This is a genomic window from Rhodophyticola sp. SM2404 (genome assembly GCF_053570515.1).
This window is the reverse complement of record NZ_JBSEDL010000010.1, coordinates 1-21,340: the sequence shown is the minus strand read 5'-3', so window position 1 is coordinate 21,340 and position 21,340 is coordinate 1. Positions and strand designations below refer to the sequence as shown.

Genomic DNA, 21,340 nt, shown 5'->3' with positions numbered 1-21,340 from the left:
TTCAAAACCGCTCAACCGCGATGGCCGTGCCTTCGCCACCACCGATACAGATCGCGGCAATTCCGCGCTTGAGGCCGCGCTTTTCCAATGCATTAAGAAGCGTCACCATGATCCGCGCCCCTGAAGCCCCAATCGGATGCCCAAGGGCACAGGCCCCGCCATTCACATTCATCTTCTCGCGCGGGATATCCATCTCGTGCATGAAGGCCATGGGCACCACGGCAAAGGCCTCATTCACCTCCCAAAGGTCCACGTCATCAACGCTCCAGCCGATCCGGTCGAGCAGCTTGCGCGTGGCAGGCACAGGCGCTGTTGTGAACCAGCCCGGCTCCTGCGCATGCGAGGCATGGCCGACGATGCGTGCAAGCGGGTTCAAACCCTGTGCTTCGGCATAATCTGCACGCGCCAGAACCAGCGCCGCCGCGCCATCGGAAATGGAGGAGGAGTTTGCCGCCGTCACCGTACCGCCATCGCGGAAAGCGGGTTTGAGATGCGGGATTTTTTCGGGCCGCGAATTAGCGGGTTGTTCATCGGTGGCAATCACGCTCTCGCCTTTGCGGCTCTTGAGGGTGACTGGGGCAACCTCGCCTTCAAACGCCCCTGTCTCAATGGCGGCCAGCGCATTGGTCAGCGACCCGATTGCATAAGCATCCTGCGCCTCGCGGGTGAATTGGAAGGCCTCGGCGCAATCCTCGGCGAAACTGCCCATCAGGCGGCCCTTGTCATAGGCATCTTCCAGCCCATCAAGGAACATATGGTCAATCACCTGCCCATGCCCGATACGGGCACCGCCCCGCATTTTTGGCAGAAGATAGGGCGCGTTGGTCATGCTCTCCATGCCGCCCGCGATCATAAGGTCCGCCTGACCCAAGGCCAATTGATCCGACGCCATCATGGCTGCTCGCATGCCCGAGCCACACATCTTGTTCAGCGTTGTGGCGGGTATCTCTTGCCCGAGCCCTGCCTTGAAACCCGCCTGCCGCGCAGGCGCTTGGCCCTGACCCGCGCCCAGAACACAGCCCATGATCACTTCGCTGATTGCCTGCGGGGACGCCCCTGATTGCTCCAGCGCCGCCTTGATCGCCGCGCCACCCAATTCAGCCGCGGCAAGCGTCGAAAACGCACCTTGGAACCCGCCCATTGGCGTGCGCGCAGCGCCGCATATCACAACATCATCAGCCATATCAGAACCCTCCCCTTAGTCCTCAGGGTCACCTTTTCTAAAGGATTTAAGATTAGGTGTCTCCTTACCTTTAGGAAGAGACAACACCTATGAAACTGGATGTGCAAGCCTATGCAGGCCTTTTGGTCATCACTGTAGACGAGGATCGGATCGATGCTTCGGTCGCACTTGCCTTCAAGGAAGGGTTTCGCAGCTTGATAAGCGAAAACACGGGCGATGTGCTGCTGGACCTTGGGAAGGTGGATTTTCTTGATTCAAGCGGCCTCGGCGCGTTGGTTGCTGCGCGCAAACTCATGGGCACGGATCGCGCCCTTGATCTGGCTCAGCTCAGGCCGATCGTCGCCAAGGTGATGCGGCTTACGCATATGGACAGTGTTTTCACCATTCACAGCACTTGCGACACAGCGCTTGCAGCACATGGGGTCACGTCAGCAGGATAGCTGCATTTTGGAAAGGTATTCACCGCCCATGGTAGAAGATCAGGGTCGGCTCATCGAAAAACATGTCTGGACCTGTCGGGGCCATGCGGAACACGTGCGCGCATTGTTATCAGACATGACACTCTGGATGGCAGGCCAATGCATTGATGTAGATAACAGCCAGAACATGGAACTGGTTCTGGCCGAAGTTTTCAATAATATTGTTGAACATGCCTATCGTGATACCGATGGCGATATTACCGTCTCACTCTCGCTGCATAACGGCTTCCTGCAAGCGGACTGCCTCGATCATGGCAAGGCGATGCCACATGGCCCCCCATCATCCGCCAACGGTTTCGATCCCAATATGGCTTTGGATGATCTACCTGAAGGGGGATTCGGCTGGGGTTTAATTCGGAGCTTGTGCTCTGGGGTCAGCTATCAACGGATCGGCACCCAAAACCGCACGACCCTTACCCTTGATCTTGGGCCCCGAAACAATCCCGCAGAATAGAAAAACTGTTCCAAAATGGGAAACTGTGACGCAAAGAAACCCCGATCATTCCCAATCAACGCCGCCCGACACCGTCAATCTCGGTCTTGTAGCTGCCTAAGCTTCCCTCGGCGTCGCGTTTTTACAAGCCCCCACCCAGTAAGCGACGCCGAGGTTCTTCACCTTCCTCCTTGCCATCGCCCGCAATCAGCTTACCTTCGCGCAAAACCTGCAGGGAGGCAGATATGCGTGATTTCCAAAAGCCTGGCCGTTCGGCCGCATTTTCCACCAAAGGCATGTGCGCCACATCGCACCCTTTGGCAGCACGCGTCGCCGTGTCCTTGCTGGAAGATGGCGCCAATGCAGTCGATGCCGCGATCGCGGCGGCCATCCTTTTGGGATTTTGCGAACCACAATCCACAGGGATCGGCGGCGATCTTTTTGCCATGGTCTCCAAACCCGGATCTGATGAGATCATCGGGCTGAATGCGTCGGGTCGCGCGCCTGCTGGGTTGAATGCCGCCGATTTGCGCGCCAAAGGCCATAAGACCGTTCCCCTTTATGACGCCGCCGCCGTCACTGTACCCGGTGCGGTTGACGGGTTCTGTCGCCTTCATGCCGATCATGGGAAGCTCCCGCTGGCCGATGTTCTGGCCCCCGCGATCCATTACGCTGATGAGGGCATTCCAATCGCGCCGCGCGTTGCCTTTGACTATGCCGCCGAGGGGGAAATACTTTCAGGCGAGGGGTCATCCTACTTCCTTGATCAAGGCAAACCTCTGCCGCTGGGGCACATCTTCCGCGCACCAAAACAGGCCGAAGTGCTGCGCCGCATCGCCAAGGAGGGCCGCGCTGGCTTTTATGAGGGCGAGGTTGCCGAAGACATGGTCGCCAGCCTCAATGCACTTGGCGGCACCCATACATTGGAAGATTTCGCCGCAACCGCCTGCGATTATGTCACCCCATTGCGAAGCCCTTACCGCGATGCCGAGCTGATTGAGCTGCCACCAAACGGCCAAGGGGCCACCGCGATTTTGATCGCGAATATCCTGTCGCATTTCGACATCGCCAATATGGACCCCTTCGGGACCGAGCGCGCCCATATCGAAACCGAGGCCGTCAAACTCGGCTATGACGCGCGCAACCGTTTCATCGCTGACCCCGACCATATGACCCGCCTTGAGCATATGACCTCGATGGACACCGCCAAAGCCTTGGCTGATCTCATTGATCCAAGCAAGGCCGCGCCGGATGCGCATAAACTGTCTGAGGCCGTCCATAAGGACACGGTGTATCTGAGCGTGGTCGATGCGGATGGCATGGCTGTTTCGATGATCTATTCGATCTATCACAGCTTCGGCTCGGGCTTTGCCTCCGACAAGTTTGGCATTTTGTTCCACAATCGCGGCGCGGGCTTCACCCTTGAAGAAGGCCACCCGAATGAAGCGGCAGGCGGTAAACGCCCGATGCATACAATCATCCCCGGTTTCCTGAAACTGGGTGATGGTTCGCTCATGCCCTTTGGCGTGATGGGCGGCGCTTACCAAGCCGCAGGCCATGGGCGTTTCCTGACCAATATTGTGGATTTCGGAATGTCCCCGCAGGAGGCCATCGACGGGCCAAGATGCTTCTTTGACCAAGGCCAGTTGCAGGTTGAGCGTGGCTATTCAGAGGAGGTTCGCGCCGAATTGCAAGCCATGGGGCATGATGTGATCATCCCCGAGAAAGCCATTGGCGGTGCCCAAGCCATCCGCATCCATCCCGATGGTCTTCTTGAAGGCGGGTCGGACCCGCGCAAGGACGGGATAGCGCTTGGGTATTAACCCATGCGCGCGCCGTATTTTCGTTAATTGAGGGGGAAAGCCCATGCCAATCACACCTGTGAAATCCTTGGTTGAAAAAGCCAAATCCGAGATCACATCGCTTTCCCCTCAAGACGCTCTCGCGGCGGTTGAGGCAGGCACAGCCCTTCTGGTCGATATTCGTGATCCGCGTGAATTGGACCGTGAAGGCCGCATTCCCGCGGCATTTCACGCGCCGCGCGGCATGCTGGAGTTTTGGATCGACCCTGCAAGCCCCTATCACAAGCAGGAACTTGCCACCAATAAGACACTGGTCCTGTTTTGCGCCAGCGCGTGGCGCTCGGCACTTTCTGTTAAGCAATTGCAGGATATGGGTGTCGAGGCGATTGCCGAGATTGAAGGCGGTTTTGGGAAATGGAAAGCCGAGGGGCTACCGACCGAGTAGATCAGTTAAGCTGATACTCTAACGGGTAGCGACCATTGGTAAACTCACCAAACAAGTCTGACAGATCGGGGTGATCAATCGGCTCGCCTGTTTCATCAGGCAGCAGGTTCTGCTCAGAGACATAGGCGACATAATAGGAATTATCGTTCTCAGCCAAGAGATGGTAAAAGGGCTGCTTTTTCTTAGGGCGGCTGCCTTCGGGAATGGAGTTATACCACTCCTCCGTGTTCGAAAATTCGGGATCGATATCAAATACCACGCCGCGAAACGGATGCTTGCGATGTTTCACAACATCCCCAAGATTATATTTAGCACGGCTTTGTAGCATTCAGTGATACCCCCAGCGCTTTCCTAGCGCGTCTGATTGGCGGTTGTAAATTGTCACAGAGCCGAATTTGGGAAACAGTCTGTGAACAGAAGTTGCAACAACGACACCGAAAGATTTGCGCAATAGCGCGGTCTCTTCGAATAACAGCTTTGTGACGGCAAGACCCCGCCTTGCGGTTTCCACCCATTCCCAAACCTGCCGTAATCCGCTATAACCGATTGCATAAAAACAATAGAGCAGAGTTGAATAATGGTTCGGGCAGCCCTTTTTTTAATGGCCTTTTTTCTTGTCGGCTGTGGTGGGAATTATTCCGCACCGCGCAATCTGGACAATGCATGCGCTATCATTGACGAGCGTCCGCAATATTACCGTGCCCTGCGCGCGGCTGAGCGGGAATGGGGCGTTCCCGTCCATGTTCAGATGGCGACCATCTATCAAGAAAGCCGCTTTGTCGGAAATGCCCGCACCCCGCATCGCTACGCGCTTGGCGTGATCCCGCTCGGGCGGCAAAGCTCGGCCTTTGGCTATTCGCAGGCGCTTGACGGCACTTGGGAAGAATATCAGCGCGCCACCAGAAGCTTTGGCGCAAGACGCCAGAATATCCGCGATGCGACCGATTTCATGGGGTGGTATATGACCAATACCCTCGAGAGGAACGGCATCCCCTTGCATGACGCACGCAACCAGTATTTGGCCTATCACGAAGGCCATACAGGCTATGCGCGGGGCAGCTATAATTCCAAGCCATGGCTTATCCGCATCGCGGGCGAAGTCGCCACCCGCGCGCAGACCTATCAATTACAATTGGCAAGCTGTCGCTAAAGCATCTGCGCGCTCAATTGCAGCGGGCAAGGCGTTTAGTCCAAACTGCGCTCTTCAATTTCTTGCGGGATGTTGAACAGGCGCGCACCGATTTGAACGCCCTGTTCAAATGCGCCCAGTTCCAGTTGGGTCTGCCCACCCGCTTGATCCGTGATCATCCAACTGCGCAATTGCACAGGGTTATCCGAGAAGACCAATGTGATTGTCCCTGCTTCAGGCGTGTCAGGGTCAAGAGCCGTCACAAGGGTGAAGTCTCCATTCTGCTCAAGCGCGGTCACCATGCCAGAGCCTGCAAGATCAACATTGCGGCGCAGAATGAGGTTTAGGGGCGTACGGCGAAGCGGGTATTGCTCGGGCCGCTGGTTGGAACGGCCATCAAAGATCGCCACCTGACCGCCACCGGCAATCACAAGCAGATCATCGGCGTCATATTCAAAACGCATCCGACCGGGACGGTGGATATAGATCGTACCTTCCGAGGCCGAGCCATCAGCATTGATATGCGTGAAACGGCCCTCGGCTGTTTGCAATTCATTAAGATATTGCGACAGGCGGGCCAGCGGGATCGGCTCGGCCAAGACGGGAAAGGCCGTGACAGCCGACAAAGCAAGGGAGAGGAGAAGTTTTTTCATGACCTCAATCTATGTCATCCATGCCTGACATTGAATAACAACACCGCGTGATCGGCGAAAATCATCCTTGTTCAGGCACCAAAATCTCGCGTTTGCCGACATGATTGGCCGCCGAGACCAGACCGCTCTCCTCCATCTGCTCCACAAGACGCGCAGCCTTGTTATAGCCAATCGCCAGTTTGCGCTGGATATAGGAGGTGGAGCATTTGCGGTCCTTGATGACGATCTGCACCGCCTGATCATATAGCGCATCTTCGCCATCGGTATTGCCACCAAGACCAAGCACAAGGTCGATATCGCTTTCCTTGTCTTCATCAGGCCCGTCCAGAACGCTTGCGGCATAGGATGGTGGTCCGAAGCTCTTGAGGTGGCGGACAATTTCCTCGACCTCTTCATCGCTGACAAAAGGCCCGTGGACGCGGGTGATTTTTGCCCCCCCCGCCATGTAAAGCATATCGCCCATACCAAGCAGTTGCTCGGCGCCCATCTCACCCAGAATGGTGCGGCTATCGATTTTAGAAGTAACGTGGAAGGAAATCCGCGTCGGGAAGTTGGCCTTGATCGTGCCGGTAATCACATCAACCGATGGACGCTGCGTGGCCATGATCAGGTGGATACCACTGGCACGCGCCATCTGCGCAAGGCGTTGAATACACGCCTCGATCTCTTTGCCAGCCACCATCATCAAATCAGCCATTTCATCCACGACGACAACGATGAAAGGCATAACTTCGGGTTTGAATTCCTCAGTCTCGAATACGGGTTCGCCTGTGATGTCGTCAAAGCCCGTTTGGAATGTCCGCGAGAACATCTCGTTCTTGGCAAGTGCGTCACGCACACGGCCATTATAGCCATCAATATTGCGCACACCCATTCGCGACATTTTGCGGTAACGTTCTTCCATCTCGCCCACGACCCATTTCAGCGCCACAACCGCCTTTTTCGGGTCGGTCACAACAGGGCTGAGCAAATGCGGAATTCCGTCATAAACGCTGAGTTCCAGCATCTTGGGGTCGATCATGATCATGCGGCATTCTTCGGGCTTCAGCTTGTAAAGCAGCGACAGGATCATCGTATTGATCGCCACCGATTTACCCGAACCCGTGGTCCCCGCGATCAGCAAATGCGGCATCTTGGCGAGGTTGGCCACGACAGGCTCACCACCAATATCCTTGCCCAAAGCCAAAGGCAGGCGCTGGTTGCCATCCCCGAAATCACGGCTGGACAGGATTTCGCGCAGAACAACTTTCTCGCGATGCACATTGGGCAATTCAATACCAATCACTGAACGGCCCGGAACGGTCGAAACACGTGCCGAAAGGGCTGACATTGAACGCGCGATATCATCGGCCAAACCGATCACGCGGCTTGCCTTGAGGCCCGGCGCGGGTTCCAGCTCATACATGGTGACAACAGGGCCGGGGCGGACACTGACAATCTCGCCTTTCACGCCATAATCATCGAGCACGTTTTCCAACATGCGCGCATTTTCTTCCAGCGCCTCATCCGAAAGATGATGGCGCTCAATCCCGATTGCACTGGTCAACAGGTTCAGCGGCGGGAACTCATAATCCGATGCTTTGGCCTCCAAAGGCAGCGATGGTTGCGCATCGGCCAGCGCTTGGCGTGACGGGGCCGCAGGTTTGCGCTGCGTATGTTGCACAACCTTGCGCGGCTCACTCGCTTGCGGCTGAAGACGCGGCATAACGGACGCAGCAGGCGCAGGGCTTGGTGCTGGTTCCTGATTGGCCTCGCGCGCAAAATCATCATCGAATTCATCAAGGAACATATTGTCCTCAATCGCTGAGGGCTGCGGCGCGGGCGCAGGTATCGGGCTGGCCTGTGGCGCTTGCACGCGTGGGGCCATGGCAGAGGTCAAAGGCGGCTCCACGCGGGTTGTGGTGGCGACCAATGGCTCGGGCCCACGGCGGGCCGCAACAGCCGTTTCAACAGCGCTTGGCTGGCGGCGGACACGGTTCTTGATCACTTCCGAGATTTTTCCACGAATGCGGTCATCCCCTTGATCGGGGTCAACGGCCTGCGTTTGGCCAATGGCGGGGGTATCCGTGGTTTCTGGCTCAGACGGGGTCAAAGCCCGCAGAAGCGGCACCTTGTCAAACAGCCCACCTGCGGCCCGCATCGATGGGGCAGGCTGTGGGTCATACACAGGCTCTTCGGTATATTCCTCGAAATAAACACCGTCATCTTGTGTTGCTTGCGCCGCAGCATGCAGGCGCGCTTCGCGGCGTTCGGCCTGACGGGCGCGAAGGTTCATCGCGGCTCCACCTGCTCCGCGACCTGCATGGCCGAAAAGGGCCGCGATCGCACCAATTGTGGTGACCATACCGATGGCGAGGAAGCGGAACGCAATGCGAAGCTCAGCCCGATCTGCCCCCAAGACAAACAAGGAAAACCCGATCATCGCAAAGAAACTTGTAGCCGCGAGTATCTTCAGACCAACCGAGGCACTTACGGGCAAAATATTGACCAAGGCACCCATGATCGTATCGCCGAACAAACCGCCCAAGCCAAAGCTGTGAACCCAGCCCTCACCCGGTACAAGGCTCACGCAATAGATCGAGGCAAGTGCCACGGCGATAGGAAGGAAAATCGCACGCGAGATCGCGCGCTCCGAGCCTTGATGGAAGGTAAAACGCAAGCCCCAAACCACAGCCCCGATGGCCAGCAGATAGGCCCCATAGCCCACGATCATCATCAGGATTGCCGAGAAGGACGCGCCAAAGCGACCGAGATAATTCTGTGGAAGGGCATCCGTGGCCACCATCCAGTTCGGATCATCGGGCGAATAGGAGACCAGCATCAAACCAATCGCCAAACCCATACAGGTCAATACAATCCCGAGGATTTCCTTGCCCCGCCGCTCAAGCGCTTCTTGCATATTGCTGTCTAGAAGCGGATCCCGCTGCCGTGTTTGATACGCCATACCCTTCAACCTCACCGATAGAGGCAGTCACGGAGCAAGATGAGCCCGCGCTGCATTTCTTCTTGTTCAGCCACCAACGCCACGCGGAGTCTGTCCGCGCCTGGCGTGATGCCATTTATGTCTCGCGCAAGGTAATGGCCGGGCAAAACCCGCACCCCGACCTCACGCCATAGTTTGAGGGCTGCCGCTTCCGCATCTGGAACAGGCAACCACAGAAAGAACCCCGCTTCGGGCGGGTGATAACCGGGCACATCCCCGAAAATTTCATCCGCCAAGCGGAATTTGGTTTGATAGAGCGCGCGGCTCGCCTCGACATGGGTTTCATCCCGCCAAGCGCGCGCAGCAACCGCCTGCAAAGGCGCAGGCAAAGGTGCGCCCGCGTAATTGCGAAGCTGCTTCATCGCCGCGATATTACCCTTGCCCGAGACCGCAAAGCCCGACCGCAAACCAGGCAAGTTCGAACGTTTCGAAAGTGAATGGAAAATCACCACGCGATCAGGATCAGCACCCATCTCGGCCGCGACTTCCAGCGCACCTACGGGGGGCGTGTCACGGTAGATCTCGGAATAGCATTCATCAGCAAAGATGCGGAAATCATAACGCTCGGCCAGAGTGATCAGATCCCGCCAATAGCTGCGGCTGGCCACGGCGCCCTGCGGGTTCGCGGGCGAGCAGATATAAGCAATCGAGACGCGGTTCAGAACATCTTCGGGCAGAGATGCGTAATCAGGCAGATTTCCGGTTTCATCCGTTGCAGGCACGTAAATCGGTTCAGCCCCGACAGCCAAAGCAGCCACAGCATAGACTTGGTAAAAGGGATTGGGCGTCAGGATCGCGGGCTTTTGGCCGTTTTTTTGCTCAGGACACAGGGCCAGTGCCGCATTGAACAGCCCTTCCCGCGTGCCATTGAGCGGCAGAACCTGCGCGGCGGCCTCGATGGTCACGCCATAGCGGCGCTGCACCCAATCCGCGATTGCAGTTTGCAAATCAGCTGTGCCATCATTTGCGGGGTAGCGGCCAAAGCCGTCGATATGATCGGTGATGGTCTGGGCCACCCAATCGGGGAAAGGGTGGCGCGGCTCACCGATGGTCATGTTTATAGGAGCGCCGCCCGCTTCATGGACGTCGAGTAATTTCCGCAAACGCGGAAAGGCGTAATCTGGCAGGTTCGAAAACCGCTCTGGGAACACCATGTCTGCCTCAAGTTCGGGATCTGTTTTCGCCCCGTTTTCCTGACCTTACCCGAATAACGCGGCAGCGGTCCAGCAAAAGGCGCGCAACTTGGCCAAAACCCCGAACCTGTGGCCTTCAGGCCAAGACAGCCTCAACGGCGGCGCCGATCCTGAGCAGGCGTTCATCCTGCATCGCGGGGCAAAGGAACATGATACCAGTCGACGGAATACCCGTTGGCAGGGTCAAACCGCATAACCCCATGAGGTTGCCAACGCGAGTATTGCGCAGGGTCAGAAGGTTTTCGGTGACGTAATAATCCTGATCGCTCATCAAACGCGCCATATCGGCGGGCATATTCGCAACTGTTGGCAAGACAACGGCATCATAGGCGGCGGTCTCGGCCTGCCATTGCGCCCGCAATCGGTGCAGCTGCTGCCATGCCGCCACAAAATCAGGGCCCGAGAAATCAGCCCCGCCACGGAACCTTTCCAGAATACGCGGGAACATCTTGTCGGGGGCGGTCTCGATCACATCGCGCCACGTTCCGTATGCCTCAACCGCAAACAGGACAGGCGATAAATCCATTGCAGCTTCGATTGAGGGCAAAGATTTCGCCTCAACCTCAGCCCCCGCAGCCTTCAGGCGGTCAAGGGCGGATTTAAAGGCCTCCAACGGCTCGGCGCGGACATCGGATGCATAAGGCTCCAGCACAAGGAAACGTTTGCCCTCGCAACTCGCGCCACGCAAATCGGCGGGCTTACCACTTTCCATCACGGCCAAAAGCTGCGCGCAATCTTCCACGGTTTTGCATAGCGGCCCGACCGTATCAAAACTCTCGGCCAGTGGCACAACCCCTTTAAGGCTCAATCGCCCATGGGAGGTTTTCAGCCCAACCAGATCATTATAGGCCGCAGGCACGCGCACGGATCCCCCTGTATCAGACCCAATCGCAGCAGGTGCCAGCCCGAAAGCCACCGAGGCCGCCGCCCCCGAAGAGGATCCGCCAGGAACCAGATCGGGGTTGTTCACATTGGGCGGGGTTGCAGGTTTCGGATCGGTATTTCCCCCATAGGCAGGGTTCAGGCCAAGGCCCGAGAAGGCCAATTCCGACATATGGGTTTTGCCCAGACAGACCAGCCCCGCCTGCGTGGCCTTGCCCAAAACCTCGGCATCGCGGCTCGGCACGCGACCTTCCAGCAATTTCGACCCCGCTTCGGTCACGACATCTGCGCTGTCGAACAAATCCTTCCACGAGACGGGAACGCCATCCAGCAAACCGCGCCGCACGCCATTGCGGGCCCTTTCAGCCGCGGCTTTTGCTTCGGCGATGGCGCGATCTTTGGTCAAAGCGGTGTAGATACGCGCGCCATGCTCATGGCCAGTGGCGGCCTCCAGATAGGTTTCGGTCAATTCGACAGGGTCAATCTCGCCTTTGCCGATTGCACGGCCAAGATCGCTCGCGCTTGCCAAATACCGCTGATCCATCGGGGCACATCCTTTGATAAAGTGTCGCGCATGACGCTAACGGCCCCATGACGCGTGGACAATCCTTTACACAGGCGCATATTGCCAGACATGGATTATGATGCAGATATCTTGATTGTCGGCGGCGGGCTGAACGGCTCCTGCCTTGCTTTGGCACTGGCGCAGGCGGGGTTTTCAAGCGTTGTGCTGGACGCATTGCCAACCCCTAAACGCAAAGCAGACGCCTTTGATGGCCGCGCCTATTCGCTGGCACTGGCCTCAAAGAACCTGCTGGCCGCGATCGATATCTGGCCTGAGGTGGAGGACAACGCCCAACCCATTCTCGAGGTCAAAGCCTCGGACGGGCGTGCAGGCGAAGGGGCGGCCCCTTATTTCCTGCATTTCGACCACGCCGAGTTGGAAGATGGCCCGATGGGGTATTTGCTGGAGGATCGCTTCTTGCGGCGCACCCTTCTGGCCGCGATCGAGGCCGAGCCACTGATCACCCACCGCGCGAATGTGACCGTCACGGCACAAGATACCAGCGCGGCAGCACAGGTTACGCTCAGCGATGGCACAAGCCTGACAGCGCGTTTACTAATTGGGGCCGATGGTCGCCAATCTGGTGTGGCGGAACGTGCAGGCATCAAGCGCAGCGGGTGGGATTATGGCCAGACAGCGCTTGTCTGCGCGATTGAACATGAGCGCCCCCATAACGCAATCGCCCATCAGTTCTTCATGCCGAATGGCCCATTGGCCATCCTGCCTTTGCCTGAAAACCGCTCCTCTATTGTCTGGAGCGAAACCTCCGAGAATGCCGCGCAGATCGCGGCCCTTGATGACGCCGCCTATCTCGAAGCCCTCAGGCCCGCCTTCGGGGATTTCCTTGGCGAGATCAAACTCACAGGCACGCGGTTTACCTACCCGCTTACCCTGACGCTGGCGCAAAGCTATGTCGCACCGCGCCTGGCTTTGGTCGGGGATGCCGCACATGGCGTGCACCCGATTGCGGGGCAAGGGTTGAACCTCGGGTTTCGGGATATCGGCGCTTTGGCCGAGGTGCTGACAGATGCAAAACGGCGCGGCGAGGATATCGCGGCACGGGATGTTTTGGCGCGATATCAATCCTGGCGGAAATTCGACACGACAGCCTTGGCGCTTGGCATGGATGCCGTCAATAAACTGTTTTCAAACGATAATCCGGCGCTGCGGTTTATGCGGGATTTGGGCATGGGGGCCGTTTCATCCATGCCAACTTTGCGCCGCCGTTTCATGCGCGAAGCCGCGGGGCTTACGGGTGATCTGCCAAAACTGATGCAGGGCAAGCGGCTCTAGTCTTTCATGGACCGCGCTTCTTCTTCGAGCATGATGGGAATGCCGCCCCTGATCGGGAAGGCCAGCCCCGCCGATTTCGAGACCAGTTCCTGCTTCTGGGCATCATAAACCAATGGCCCTTGGGTCAGCGGGCAGACAAGCGCCTCAAGCATACGACGGTCAATGATCGTATCTGCGCTCATTGCAAGACGTCCTCGCTCCCGCCGCTATGCAGAGCAATCTCGATCAGGGTGATCAAGGTCTCGCGCCGTGTGGACAGCGATGGCGCTTCCAGCAAAGCCTGCTTTTCCTCAGGCTCGAACGGGCAAAGCATGGAGAGGGAATTGATCAGCATTTCATCTTCGGCATCTTTTAAGCTGTCCCAATCCGTCGATAGGGACAAAGCGTTGAAATAGCGCGACAAAAGATCAAGGAAGGCGGGGCGATCAAAGCCGCGATCCGTCTCGACCGAGCCCAGATCAACATCAAACCCGTCCCATGACACATCCGCCTTGAGATAGGGGGTGAAGCCTGACACCTCACGCTGGATACGGAACCGCGACACGCCAGACAGGGTGACCATATAGCGGCCATCCTCGGTTTCGGAGAATTGGGTGACGCGACCCGCACAGCCGATCATCTGCAATTTCCGCTCACTCCCCGACGGGGTTTCACGTGGCTGGATCATACCGATCAGGCGATGCGATGTTTTCAGCGCGTCATCAAGCATGGCCAGATAACGAGGCTCGAACAAATGCAAAGGCAATTGCGCGCGCGGCAGAAGCAGCGCGCCCGGCAAAGGGAAAACCGGAATTGTATCGGGAAGGTCAATCTGTTGGATCATAACCACCTATGTAGCGGGCAAAGCCAATCAGGCAAATATCATCGAGCTTAGACGCCGCCGACCTTTTTGGGCAATCGGGTCAGTGGCTGTCAGCGCGTCGAAAATCGTAAACAACTGCGTTTTGGCGGCCGCGTCATTCCACTCGCGGTCTCGGCGGAAGAGTTCCAGCAATTGCTCGACCGCGTCTTCTGCATTGCCTGCCGCGTGCAAGGCCTGCGCATAGTCAAACCGCGCCTGATGATCATCGGCATTCGCCTCGACCGCCGCATGAAGCTCGGCCAATGGACCAGCGTCAGCCGCCTGACGGGCAAGCTCGATCTGGGCCCGCGCAACTTCGATCTCGGGCGCGTTTGCGATGCTTGGGGCGACATTGTTCAAAAGTGCCTCGGCTGTGTCGAGATCACCCAATGCAATATGGGCGCGTGCCAAACCGCCATTGGCAGCCGCGTTTTCGGGCTCCTCACCAACAATCGCGGCAAAGGTTTGCGCCGCATCATCGACAGCGCCCTGCGCCAGCATTTCTTCGGCGGCCTCCAAAGCCTCTCCAAGGCCACCATCCCCGCCCAAAGCGGCGATCTTTTCAACGAAACGCTGCACATCGCCCTGCGAAACCGCGCCTTGGAACCCATCCACGGGCTGGCCTTGCGAAAAGGCATAGACCGTGGGGATAGATTGCACCTGCAATTGGCCCGCGATGGCGGGGTTTTCATCAACATTAATCTTGACCATGCGCACCTTGCCACGCGCGGCCGTCACGGCCGCTTCCAGCTGGGGGCCAAGGGTTTTGCAGGGGCCACACCAAGGCGCCCAGAAATCCACAATCACAGGCACTTCGCGGCTGGTTTCAACCACATCCTGCATAAAGGCCTGATCGGTGGTGTCCTTGATCAGATCAGCGGCGGCGCTGTCTTGGGCTTGTCCAAACTCGAGCATGGGTATCTCCGTCAAAAATCGGGTGTTGAGCCGTATATGAGTATAACACAGCCAAGTTTTTAGAGGTCAGAGGTCGAATGTCGCAAAGACAGGAACATGGTCTGAAGGCTGTTCCCAACCGCGCACATCCCGCAAAATACGGCTGCTATGGGCAGAATTCGAAATATCGGATGTCCCCCAGATATGATCGAGGCGGCGGCCCTTATCTGCGGCATCCCAATCCTTCGCGCGATAGGACCACCAGCTATAGAGCAGCCCTTCGGGGATGTCCTGACGGGTGATATCCACCCAATTGCCAGCCTCGCGCGCCGCCTCAAAATGCTCCACCTCGATCGGGGTGTGGCTGACCACCTTGAGCAGTTGCTTATGGGACCAAACGTCATCTTCGCGCGGAGCAATATTGAGATCCCCCACAAGGATCGACTTTTTCGGGGCCTCATCACGGAACCAGTCGCGCATTTCGGTCAGGTAATCCAGTTTATGGCCGAATTTCTCGTTCACCTCACGGTCGGCCACATCGCCGCCTGCGGGGATATAGCAATTATGGATGGTCACGCCATTCTCGAGCCGCGCTGCCACATGGCGCGCATCGCCCTTGCCCACGAAATCACGGTGGCCCACATCTTCCAGCGGGTGCTTGGACAGGATCGCAACGCCGTTGTAACCCTTCTGCCCGCGCGCAACCATATGGCCATAGCCAAGCTCGGCGAACACCTCGAGAGGGATCTTGTCGACGGGGCTTTTGCACTCCTGAAGGCAAAGCACATCAGGGGCTTCCTGCTGCAACAGCTTCGCCACAGTTTGCGCCCGAAGGCGGACCGAGTTGATATTCCAAGTGGCGAGTGTGAAGGGCATTTGGGGCTCCGTTTCATCAATGCCGCCAATCTCTAAGCCCCTCGGCGCAGTCATACAATGCGAGTGGATAAAAAAAGGCCCTCACCGAAGTGAGGGCCAGTCCAACAGGGAGGAAGCAATGAGTTGCTTCGGTTCAGGAACGAGGGAAGAACCTGAACTAAAGCTATAGCTGCAAAGACTATGCCACGAGGCGATAGCCCCCGCTTTCAGTCACCAAAAGCCGTGCATTCGAGGGATCAGGCTCGATCTTCTGGCGTAGTCTGTAGATATGGGTTTCGAGCGTATGGGTGGTGACGCCTGCATTGTAACCCCAGACCTCGTGCAACAGCACATCACGGGCCACGACCCCTTCCTGCGCGCGGTAGAGGAATTTCAGGATATTCGTCTCTTTCTCGGTGAGGCGGATTTTCTTACTATCTTCGGTCTCCAGCAACTTCATCGCAGGCTTGAAAGTGTAATGCCCCAGCTGGAATACCGCATCCTCGGATTGTTCATGCGTGCGCAGCTGTGCGCGGATACGGGCCAAAAGAACGGGGAATTTGAAAGGCTTGGTGACATAATCATTGGCACCTGCATCAAGGCCCAGAATGGTATCGGCGTCGCTGTCATGGCCCGTCAGCATCAAGATCGGGCATTTGACGCCTTGCTTGCGCATCAGGCGGCAAAGCTCACGCCCATCCGTATCGGGCAGGCCGACATCAAGGATCACGAGATCATAGATCGCGGCCTTAGCCTTCTCCATCGCTTCTTGGCCGTTCCCAGCCTCGAACACGTCGAAATCTTCGGTCAGGACCAATTGTTCGGACAGCGCCTCGCGCAGGTCCTCATCATCATCCACAAGAAGAATTTTCTTTAACGTCGCCATTTGCATGCCTCCTGAGCAAGTCTTACAGGACGAAGTGTAGCGTAAGGCCTTGTTTGGCAAGGTTTTGAAAAAATCTTCACGCAGCCGTGTCGGATTAGGGGCGAATGTTTCAAATTTCTTTGCCAAGGTCTACATCAACACTGAACTCGATTTGGAATTCTCTATGAGCCTGCTGCCCACCTCAACCGAACGCGTCGCCCGCGCCCGCGCAGATTTGCGAATGGGTTTGCCTGTGGTGATTGCAGATGGGGTTGGGAAAGGGCTTCTGGTATTGGCCGCAGAAACCACAACTCAGGCGCGTTTGACGGCATTGCGCGCCCTCGATTTGCCCATTGAGCTGGCGATCACCGCAAGGCGGGCCGAAACCCTTAAAGCGCGGGCCTATCATGCGGGCCTTGCCGCGATCCAATTGCCTGATCACGCCGATCTGGCTTGGATCAAGGCCGTGGCCAACCCGCAAGATGACCTCTCGGCCCCGATGAAGGGCCCGTTGCAAACATCGCGGGGCGGTGATGCGCGTTTGCTCAGCCTTGCGCTTTCCTTGGCGAAATCGGCGCAGCTTTTGCCAGCGGTTCTGGGGGTAGAGTTGAGGGACGCTGCGGGGTTTGCCGCAGAAAGCCAACTCGCTGTGATCTCCGAGCATGAGGCCGAGGCTGATCTTGCCGCGCATCACGACCTTCACCCTGTCGCAGCAGCCCGTCTGCCGATGGAGGCCGCCGAGGCTGGACGCCTGCATATCTTCCGCCCCGAAAATGGCGGGGTCGAGCATTATGCGATTGAGGTCGGCAGGCCAGATCGGGACGCGCCCGTTTTGGCAAGGCTGCACTCGGCCTGTTTCACAGGCGATGTATTGGGAAGCCTGAAATGTGATTGCGGCCCGCAATTGCGAACCGCCCTGTCCGAGATGGGCAAAGCGGGGGCGGGCGTGCTGCTCTATATGAACCAAGAGGGACGCGGCATCGGGCTTGCCAATAAAATGCGCGCCTATTCTCTTCAGGATCAGGGCTTTGATACGGTTGAGGCCAATCATCGCTTGGGTTTTGAGGATGACGAGCGTGATTTCCGCCTTGGCGCCGATCTGCTGAAACAGATGGGCTTTTCCTCGGTCAAGCTGATGACAAACAATCCCCGCAAGGTCGAGATGATGGAGAAAGAGGGCGTCCACGTGACCGAGCGCGTGCCCTTGGTCACGGGCACCAACCGCCATAATGCCCATTACCTCGACGTAAAACGCAAGAAATCAGGACATTTCCTGTGACCCCCAATGATATTGTCATCACGCCGATGGGGGCGCGGTTCAGGGGGCGGCATTTTCCCTGCAGCTTGGGCAAGGGCGGCATCACCTGCGACAAGCGCGAGGGCGATGGTGCCACGCCCGCTGGCATTCACGGATTGGTCGGCTGCCTTTACCGCCCCGACCGTCTTGCGAAACCATGTGACTGGGCGGTTCCCATTGGCCCTAGCGATCTGTGGTCCGATGATCCGCGTGATGAGGATTACAACCTGATGGTGCGCGCGCCCTACCCGCATAGCCATGAGCGGCTCAGCCGCGCCGACCCGCTCTATGACATCGTTTTGCTAACCGATTGGAACTGGCCCCGCGCCGAGCACGGGCGCGGTTCGGCCATTTTCCTGCATCGCTGGAGACGGCCCGGATACCCGACCGAAGGCTGTGTTGCCTTCGCGCCTGAGGATTTGCGCTGGATCGTGGCGCGCATCCGCTTCGGAACACGCCTGATTGTCTCGCCTCAGTTGGCCTGAGGGGGCACACGCTCACCGAAAATGGCCGAGCCGACCCGAATATAGCTGGCCCCAAGCGCAATCGCGCTTTTGAAATCCGAACTCATCCCCATCGACAATTCAGGCAATCCGTTGCGCTCGGCAATCTTGGCCAACAGCGCGAAATGCAGGCTTGGTTCCTCATCCACAGGCGGAATGCACATCAAGCCTTTGACGGGCAAATCCATGGCGCGGGCCTCGGCGATAAAGGCATCGGCATCAGCTGGCAAAATACCCGCCTTTTGCGGCTCCTCGCCTGTATTCACTTGGATCATCAGATCAGGGCATGCGCCGATCTCTTGCGCGACGGTTGCCAGTTTGCTTGCAAGCTTGGGGCGATCAACGGAATGGATTGCATCAAACAACTCCATAGCTACGCGCGCCTTATTGGATTGCAGCGGGCCGATCAGGTGTAACTCAATACCTGCATAGCGCTCTTTGAAATCGGGCCATTTGCCCAAGGCTTCCTGAACCCTGTTCTCACCAAAAACGCGGTGGCCTAGTTCCAGCACGGCCTCAACCCGCTCAAGCGGTTGCACCTTCGAGACGGCAATCAACCGCACAGACCCACGGTCGCGTCCTGCATCCTGTTCGGCCTTGGCGACCGCATCGAGAATATCACTTAGGGGCATGAACCCTCCAAAACGAAAAGAGCGGGCACAAAGCCCGCTCTCTCCTTACCAAATAATCCGACTGGATTAGAAGGACATGCTCAGACCAAGCGACATTTTGCACGTGTCGGTGCTGACACCACCGATGGTCGCATCTTCCGAGGAAACACCCGCCAGATCGTGATCGGACCATGAGCAATTCGAGACTCTTTTCTTTTTATCCAAACGGTCGGGTTTTTCGCTTGACGGCTGTGACCGTCGTTTATAGGTAGCGCGCCACGAGTGGCCGCACGCGGTTGCCCGTAAATTTGTTGATATCCGATAGACTTGAGACATCTTCTTGGGATAGATCGGATTAGAACTGAACATGTTCGGTTCGGCGTGGAAGATGGGCCGTTAGCTCAGTTGGTAGAGCAACTGACTTTTAATCAGTGGGTCGCAGGTTCGAATCCTGCACGGCTCACCATCCTCCCCCTCCTGCTTGATGGTTTTTGTCTTCTCCTTAGAAGATGAAATCATCCGCCGTCATGGCAGGCGTCAGGTTCACAAAAACTTGGAAATCGGCGGCAGCATCGCCATCAATATCCGCCTCGACGATATTGAAATTATTTCCACCCCAAGTGAAATGCCGCAGCTCACCCGCTGTACCCGAAAAAGCCGCATTGTCGATAAAGACAAAGCTGTCATCGCTTGCGGTGGTGATATCGGCATCGATGGCGGACAGATCGATCAGGTCGGTGCCATTTTCAAACCCGTTGATAAAATCGCGGGTCGCGGGGCCTGCAGGGCTATCCTCAACCTCGCGAAAAAGGAAAACATCCGCCCCTGCATCGCCCACCAGCTTGTCGGCCCCGCGCCCGCCGATCAACGTGTCATCACCTGCCTTGGCCGTGATGGCGTCATTCCCACGGGACCCATCAAGGATGTTATTGCCCGCTTGCCCCACCAAAGCCTCAGGGGCCCAAGTGCCGCCTCCGTTGAGATCATCTGTACCTTGCAGCCGCAAAATCTCGACATTGGGGATCAGGTTCCAACTGATCCACGCCTCGACCGTGTCGATCCCGCCGCCAAGGGAATATCCGATCTCGCCAACAATTTCGTCTTCGGGGTGGTCAATGCGGTAGCGGTCATTTCCCAGAGCGCCCTGAAAGGTATCTGCCATCGGAAATTCATCCGCGCTTGTGAACCCGTTGAGCAAAATCTCATCCCAATCAGGCAGAAGGCGGTTCGGGCTTAACACCAGCGATGGGGTGATATCCTCAACCGTCAGGGATGTTTGATTGGCCGTCTCGATCACAAGGGTTTCACCCTGATAAGATAGGGTGATCCCTAGTGCAGTTGGCGTCATATCAACATTATTGAGCCAATAGAGATAGACCCAACCGCTCAAGTCGATGACATCCTCGCCCAAAGTGAAATCCGTGATCCTGTCGGATTGTTGATCCCAAGACATCACGAAAATATCGCGTCCCGCGCCGCCCGTCATCACGTCGGACCCTGCGCCATCAATCAAAACATCATCGCCGCCCGCACCCGATAAAACATCGTTCTGATCGCGCCCGATCAAGGTATCAGCGGTGCTGCCCCCCGTGACCTGCCCGCCCGTTTGCGGCGCAAATAACAACTGCCCTGCAGGGCCCGAATCGAACTCAAGAACGGTCAGCCCCGATTCAACACTGCTGGCCGCGAAAATCCTGACGCCAGTGGCCGTCGATACGGCCTCAACCGCCGAGATATTCTGCAGCCCTGATGAAAAATCATCCCCACGGCTGGCCATATGCACAAGCCGACCACTGGGCAAAGCCTGAAACACACTCACCCCATCATCCGAGCCGGCCGCGACAACAAATACCTGATCCCCATGCGACACGACCTCGATCTCAGTCACATTCTGGAAGCGTGTGGTCACACCATCATCGCGCAAATGATCCGCGACAGACAACGCGCCATTGGGTTGAACCGCGAGAACCGTCAAGCTGGAGGCACCGGCATCTGCAACAATCAGATACTCCTCGCCCGCGATCTCAGCGGTGGTCATCTGGCTGGCTTGGCCCAGAAAGACGGAAGCGTCTGGTCCGTATGTGGCCTGCAGGCTTAATTCGCCCACAGAAGACAATGTGAAATGTTCAATCTCATCCGTATCGCTGCGCGCCGCATAAAGATGCTGTACCGCACCTGTTTCGAGATGCGCCAAAGCCGCATAATCGCCCGAGGTTGTCCCGCTGACCCGTTGTGCCGATTGAAAGCTACCATCAGCGCCAAGCTGCATCGCCCCGATACCACCGCCTGCCGATAGGGCGCCAAAAACTGAGCCTCCCCCTTTGAATTGGTCCGTCCCTATAGTTAGGAAAACGGAGAATCGAAGATGGGAATTACGAGACCGAAGCCTGAAGAGATTGTTGTTAAGCTGAGGCAAGTTGAGGTGCTGACAGGC

Annotated in this window: 22 protein-coding genes and 1 tRNA gene; 9 read left to right on the top strand and 14 right to left on the bottom strand. The window is 57.3% G+C overall.

What is annotated here, in order from left to right; translation table 11 throughout:
- Position 1 precedes the first annotated feature (1 nt).
- The gene (locus ACTYEO_RS13485) at positions 2-1,183 is read right to left on the bottom strand and encodes an acetyl-CoA C-acyltransferase (protein ID WP_449324271.1); all 1,182 of its coding nucleotides are present in this window, start codon (positions 1,181-1,183) and stop codon (positions 2-4) included.
- An 89-nt stretch (positions 1,184-1,272) separates the two neighbouring features.
- Between ACTYEO_RS13485 and ACTYEO_RS13480 the strand changes: the two genes are divergently transcribed.
- From ACTYEO_RS13480 to ACTYEO_RS13465, 4 genes are all read left to right on the top strand, one after another.
- Entirely contained in the window at positions 1,273-1,623 is a 351-nt protein-coding gene (locus tag ACTYEO_RS13480; protein ID WP_449324270.1) for an STAS domain-containing protein, read from the top strand.
- A gap of 28 nt (positions 1,624-1,651) precedes the next feature.
- On the top strand, positions 1,652-2,116 hold the full coding sequence (locus ACTYEO_RS13475; protein ID WP_449324269.1) for an ATP-binding protein: 465 nt from the start codon (positions 1,652-1,654) through the stop codon (positions 2,114-2,116).
- Positions 2,117-2,340: 224 nt separating this feature from the next.
- Positions 2,341-3,918: a gamma-glutamyltransferase family protein gene (locus ACTYEO_RS13470; RefSeq protein WP_449324268.1), complete on the top strand. Its 1,578-nt coding sequence runs from the start codon at positions 2,341-2,343 to the stop codon at positions 3,916-3,918.
- 43 nt (positions 3,919-3,961) lie between these two features.
- Positions 3,962-4,342, top strand: coding sequence for a rhodanese-like domain-containing protein (locus ACTYEO_RS13465; RefSeq protein WP_449324267.1), 381 nt, complete (start codon positions 3,962-3,964; stop codon positions 4,340-4,342).
- Between the two features lies 1 nt (position 4,343).
- Here ACTYEO_RS13465 and hspQ read toward each other — a convergent pair whose 3' ends face one another.
- On the bottom strand, positions 4,344-4,670 hold the full coding sequence (hspQ, locus tag ACTYEO_RS13460; protein ID WP_449324266.1) for a heat shock protein HspQ: 327 nt from the start codon (positions 4,668-4,670) through the stop codon (positions 4,344-4,346).
- Positions 4,671-4,919: 249 nt separating this feature from the next.
- On the opposite strand from hspQ, the gene ACTYEO_RS13455 reads away from it, so the two are divergent.
- Positions 4,920-5,492 carry a transglycosylase SLT domain-containing protein gene (locus ACTYEO_RS13455; protein WP_449324265.1) on the top strand — a complete coding sequence of 191 codons (573 nt, stop codon included), beginning with the start codon at positions 4,920-4,922 and terminating at the stop codon, positions 5,490-5,492.
- A 35-nt stretch (positions 5,493-5,527) separates the two neighbouring features.
- Here the strand turns inward: ACTYEO_RS13455 and ACTYEO_RS13450 are convergent, their stop codons facing one another.
- From ACTYEO_RS13450 to ACTYEO_RS13435, 4 genes are all read right to left on the bottom strand, one after another.
- On the bottom strand, positions 5,528-6,124 hold the full coding sequence (locus ACTYEO_RS13450) for a LolA family protein (RefSeq protein ID WP_449324264.1): 597 nt from the start codon (positions 6,122-6,124) through the stop codon (positions 5,528-5,530).
- A gap of 61 nt (positions 6,125-6,185) precedes the next feature.
- Positions 6,186-9,068, bottom strand: coding sequence for a DNA translocase FtsK 4TM domain-containing protein (locus tag ACTYEO_RS13445; RefSeq protein WP_449324263.1), 2,883 nt, complete (start codon positions 9,066-9,068; stop codon positions 6,186-6,188).
- Positions 9,069-9,079: 11 nt separating this feature from the next.
- Positions 9,080-10,258, bottom strand: a complete 1,179-nt coding sequence (locus ACTYEO_RS13440) for an aminotransferase class I/II-fold pyridoxal phosphate-dependent enzyme (RefSeq protein WP_449324325.1) — start codon at positions 10,256-10,258, stop codon at positions 9,080-9,082.
- 118 nt (positions 10,259-10,376) lie between these two features.
- Positions 10,377-11,726: an amidase gene (locus tag ACTYEO_RS13435; protein WP_449324262.1), complete on the bottom strand. Its 1,350-nt coding sequence runs from the start codon at positions 11,724-11,726 to the stop codon at positions 10,377-10,379.
- A 90-nt stretch (positions 11,727-11,816) separates the two neighbouring features.
- Between ACTYEO_RS13435 and ACTYEO_RS13430 the strand changes: the two genes are divergently transcribed.
- On the top strand, positions 11,817-13,040 hold the full coding sequence (locus ACTYEO_RS13430) for a UbiH/UbiF/VisC/COQ6 family ubiquinone biosynthesis hydroxylase (protein WP_449324261.1): 1,224 nt from the start codon (positions 11,817-11,819) through the stop codon (positions 13,038-13,040).
- Here ACTYEO_RS13430 and ACTYEO_RS13425 read toward each other — a convergent pair.
- The 5 genes from ACTYEO_RS13425 to ACTYEO_RS13405 all read right to left on the bottom strand — a co-directional run bounded on the left by ACTYEO_RS13425 (position 13,037) and on the right by ACTYEO_RS13405 (position 16,516).
- Positions 13,037-13,222, bottom strand: coding sequence for a Trm112 family protein (locus tag ACTYEO_RS13425; protein ID WP_449324260.1), 186 nt, complete (start codon positions 13,220-13,222; stop codon positions 13,037-13,039). The two genes, ACTYEO_RS13430 and ACTYEO_RS13425, sit on opposite strands and share 4 nt — an antisense overlap.
- Entirely contained in the window at positions 13,219-13,863 is a 645-nt protein-coding gene (locus tag ACTYEO_RS13420) for an LON peptidase substrate-binding domain-containing protein (protein ID WP_449324259.1), read from the bottom strand. The genes ACTYEO_RS13425 and ACTYEO_RS13420 overlap by 4 nt, the downstream gene beginning before the upstream one ends.
- A 27-nt stretch (positions 13,864-13,890) precedes the next feature.
- Positions 13,891-14,796, bottom strand: a complete 906-nt coding sequence (gene trxA, locus ACTYEO_RS13415; RefSeq protein WP_449324258.1) for a thioredoxin — start codon at positions 14,794-14,796, stop codon at positions 13,891-13,893.
- Between the two features lie 66 nt (positions 14,797-14,862).
- Positions 14,863-15,651, bottom strand: a complete 789-nt coding sequence (locus ACTYEO_RS13410) for an exodeoxyribonuclease III (RefSeq protein ID WP_449324257.1) — start codon at positions 15,649-15,651, stop codon at positions 14,863-14,865.
- A 178-nt stretch (positions 15,652-15,829) separates the two neighbouring features.
- Positions 15,830-16,516: a response regulator transcription factor gene (locus tag ACTYEO_RS13405; RefSeq protein ID WP_449324256.1), complete on the bottom strand. Its 687-nt coding sequence runs from the start codon at positions 16,514-16,516 to the stop codon at positions 15,830-15,832.
- Positions 16,517-16,679: 163 nt separating this feature from the next.
- Here ACTYEO_RS13405 and ribA point away from each other — a divergent pair, with 163 nt between their 5' ends.
- Complete coding sequence (gene ribA, locus ACTYEO_RS13400) at positions 16,680-17,774, top strand: GTP cyclohydrolase II (RefSeq protein WP_449324255.1); 1,095 nt, start codon at positions 16,680-16,682, stop codon at positions 17,772-17,774.
- The gene (locus tag ACTYEO_RS13395; protein WP_449324254.1) at positions 17,771-18,277 is read left to right on the top strand and encodes a L,D-transpeptidase family protein; all 507 of its coding nucleotides are present in this window, start codon (positions 17,771-17,773) and stop codon (positions 18,275-18,277) included. The genes ribA and ACTYEO_RS13395 overlap by 4 nt, the downstream gene beginning before the upstream one ends.
- Here the strand turns inward: ACTYEO_RS13395 and ACTYEO_RS13390 are convergent.
- Together ACTYEO_RS13390 and ACTYEO_RS13385 are read right to left on the bottom strand one after the other, a co-directional pair.
- A complete protein-coding gene (locus ACTYEO_RS13390) occupies positions 18,265-18,927 on the bottom strand; it encodes a YggS family pyridoxal phosphate-dependent enzyme (protein ID WP_449324253.1) in 663 nt (220 codons plus the stop codon). The two genes, ACTYEO_RS13395 and ACTYEO_RS13390, sit on opposite strands and share 13 nt — an antisense overlap.
- Positions 18,928-18,993: 66 nt before the next feature.
- Positions 18,994-19,131 (bottom strand): hypothetical protein, encoded by a 138-nt coding sequence (locus ACTYEO_RS13385; RefSeq protein ID WP_449324252.1) that lies wholly within the window; start codon positions 19,129-19,131, stop codon positions 18,994-18,996.
- Between the two features lie 165 nt (positions 19,132-19,296).
- Between ACTYEO_RS13385 and ACTYEO_RS13380 the strand changes: the two genes are divergently transcribed.
- Positions 19,297-19,372: transfer RNA gene (locus tag ACTYEO_RS13380), tRNA-Lys, on the top strand.
- Between the two features lie 36 nt (positions 19,373-19,408).
- Here the strand turns inward: ACTYEO_RS13380 and ACTYEO_RS13375 are convergent.
- Positions 19,409-21,175 carry a calcium-binding protein gene (locus ACTYEO_RS13375; protein ID WP_449324251.1) on the bottom strand — a complete coding sequence of 589 codons (1,767 nt, stop codon included), beginning with the start codon at positions 21,173-21,175 and terminating at the stop codon, positions 19,409-19,411.
- Positions 21,176-21,340 lie beyond the last annotated feature (165 nt).

Bases quoted from the DNA above. Each gene is read 5' to 3' on its own strand.
- ACTYEO_RS13405 (WP_449324256.1), bottom strand. From the start codon at position 16,516: ATGGCGACGTTAAAGAAAATTCTTCTTGTGGATGATGATGAGGACCTG.
- hspQ (WP_449324266.1), bottom strand. From the start codon at position 4,670: ATGCTACAAAGCCGTGCTAAATATAATCTTGGGGATGTTGTGAAACAT.
- ACTYEO_RS13450 (WP_449324264.1), bottom strand. From the start codon at position 6,124: ATGAAAAAACTTCTCCTCTCCCTTGCTTTGTCGGCTGTCACGGCCTTT.
- ACTYEO_RS13455 (WP_449324265.1), top strand. From the start codon at position 4,920: ATGGTTCGGGCAGCCCTTTTTTTAATGGCCTTTTTTCTTGTCGGCTGT.
- ACTYEO_RS13375 (WP_449324251.1), bottom strand. From the start codon at position 21,175: ATGCAGCTTGGCGCTGATGGTAGCTTTCAATCGGCACAACGGGTCAGC.
- ACTYEO_RS13430 (WP_449324261.1), top strand. From the start codon at position 11,817: ATGGATTATGATGCAGATATCTTGATTGTCGGCGGCGGGCTGAACGGC.
- ACTYEO_RS13425 (WP_449324260.1), bottom strand. From the start codon at position 13,222: ATGAGCGCAGATACGATCATTGACCGTCGTATGCTTGAGGCGCTTGTC.
- ribA (WP_449324255.1), top strand. From the start codon at position 16,680: ATGAGCCTGCTGCCCACCTCAACCGAACGCGTCGCCCGCGCCCGCGCA.
- ACTYEO_RS13420 (WP_449324259.1), bottom strand. From the start codon at position 13,863: ATGATCCAACAGATTGACCTTCCCGATACAATTCCGGTTTTCCCTTTG.
- ACTYEO_RS13390 (WP_449324253.1), bottom strand. From the start codon at position 18,927: ATGCCCCTAAGTGATATTCTCGATGCGGTCGCCAAGGCCGAACAGGAT.
- ACTYEO_RS13465 (WP_449324267.1), top strand. From the start codon at position 3,962: ATGCCAATCACACCTGTGAAATCCTTGGTTGAAAAAGCCAAATCCGAG.
- ACTYEO_RS13410 (WP_449324257.1), bottom strand. From the start codon at position 15,651: ATGCCCTTCACACTCGCCACTTGGAATATCAACTCGGTCCGCCTTCGG.
- ACTYEO_RS13485 (WP_449324271.1), bottom strand. From the start codon at position 1,183: ATGGCTGATGATGTTGTGATATGCGGCGCTGCGCGCACGCCAATGGGC.
- ACTYEO_RS13435 (WP_449324262.1), bottom strand. From the start codon at position 11,726: ATGGATCAGCGGTATTTGGCAAGCGCGAGCGATCTTGGCCGTGCAATC.
- ACTYEO_RS13470 (WP_449324268.1), top strand. From the start codon at position 2,341: ATGCGTGATTTCCAAAAGCCTGGCCGTTCGGCCGCATTTTCCACCAAA.
- ACTYEO_RS13445 (WP_449324263.1), bottom strand. From the start codon at position 9,068: ATGGCGTATCAAACACGGCAGCGGGATCCGCTTCTAGACAGCAATATG.
- trxA (WP_449324258.1), bottom strand. From the start codon at position 14,796: ATGCTCGAGTTTGGACAAGCCCAAGACAGCGCCGCCGCTGATCTGATC.
- ACTYEO_RS13475 (WP_449324269.1), top strand. From the start codon at position 1,652: ATGGTAGAAGATCAGGGTCGGCTCATCGAAAAACATGTCTGGACCTGT.
- ACTYEO_RS13480 (WP_449324270.1), top strand. From the start codon at position 1,273: ATGAAACTGGATGTGCAAGCCTATGCAGGCCTTTTGGTCATCACTGTA.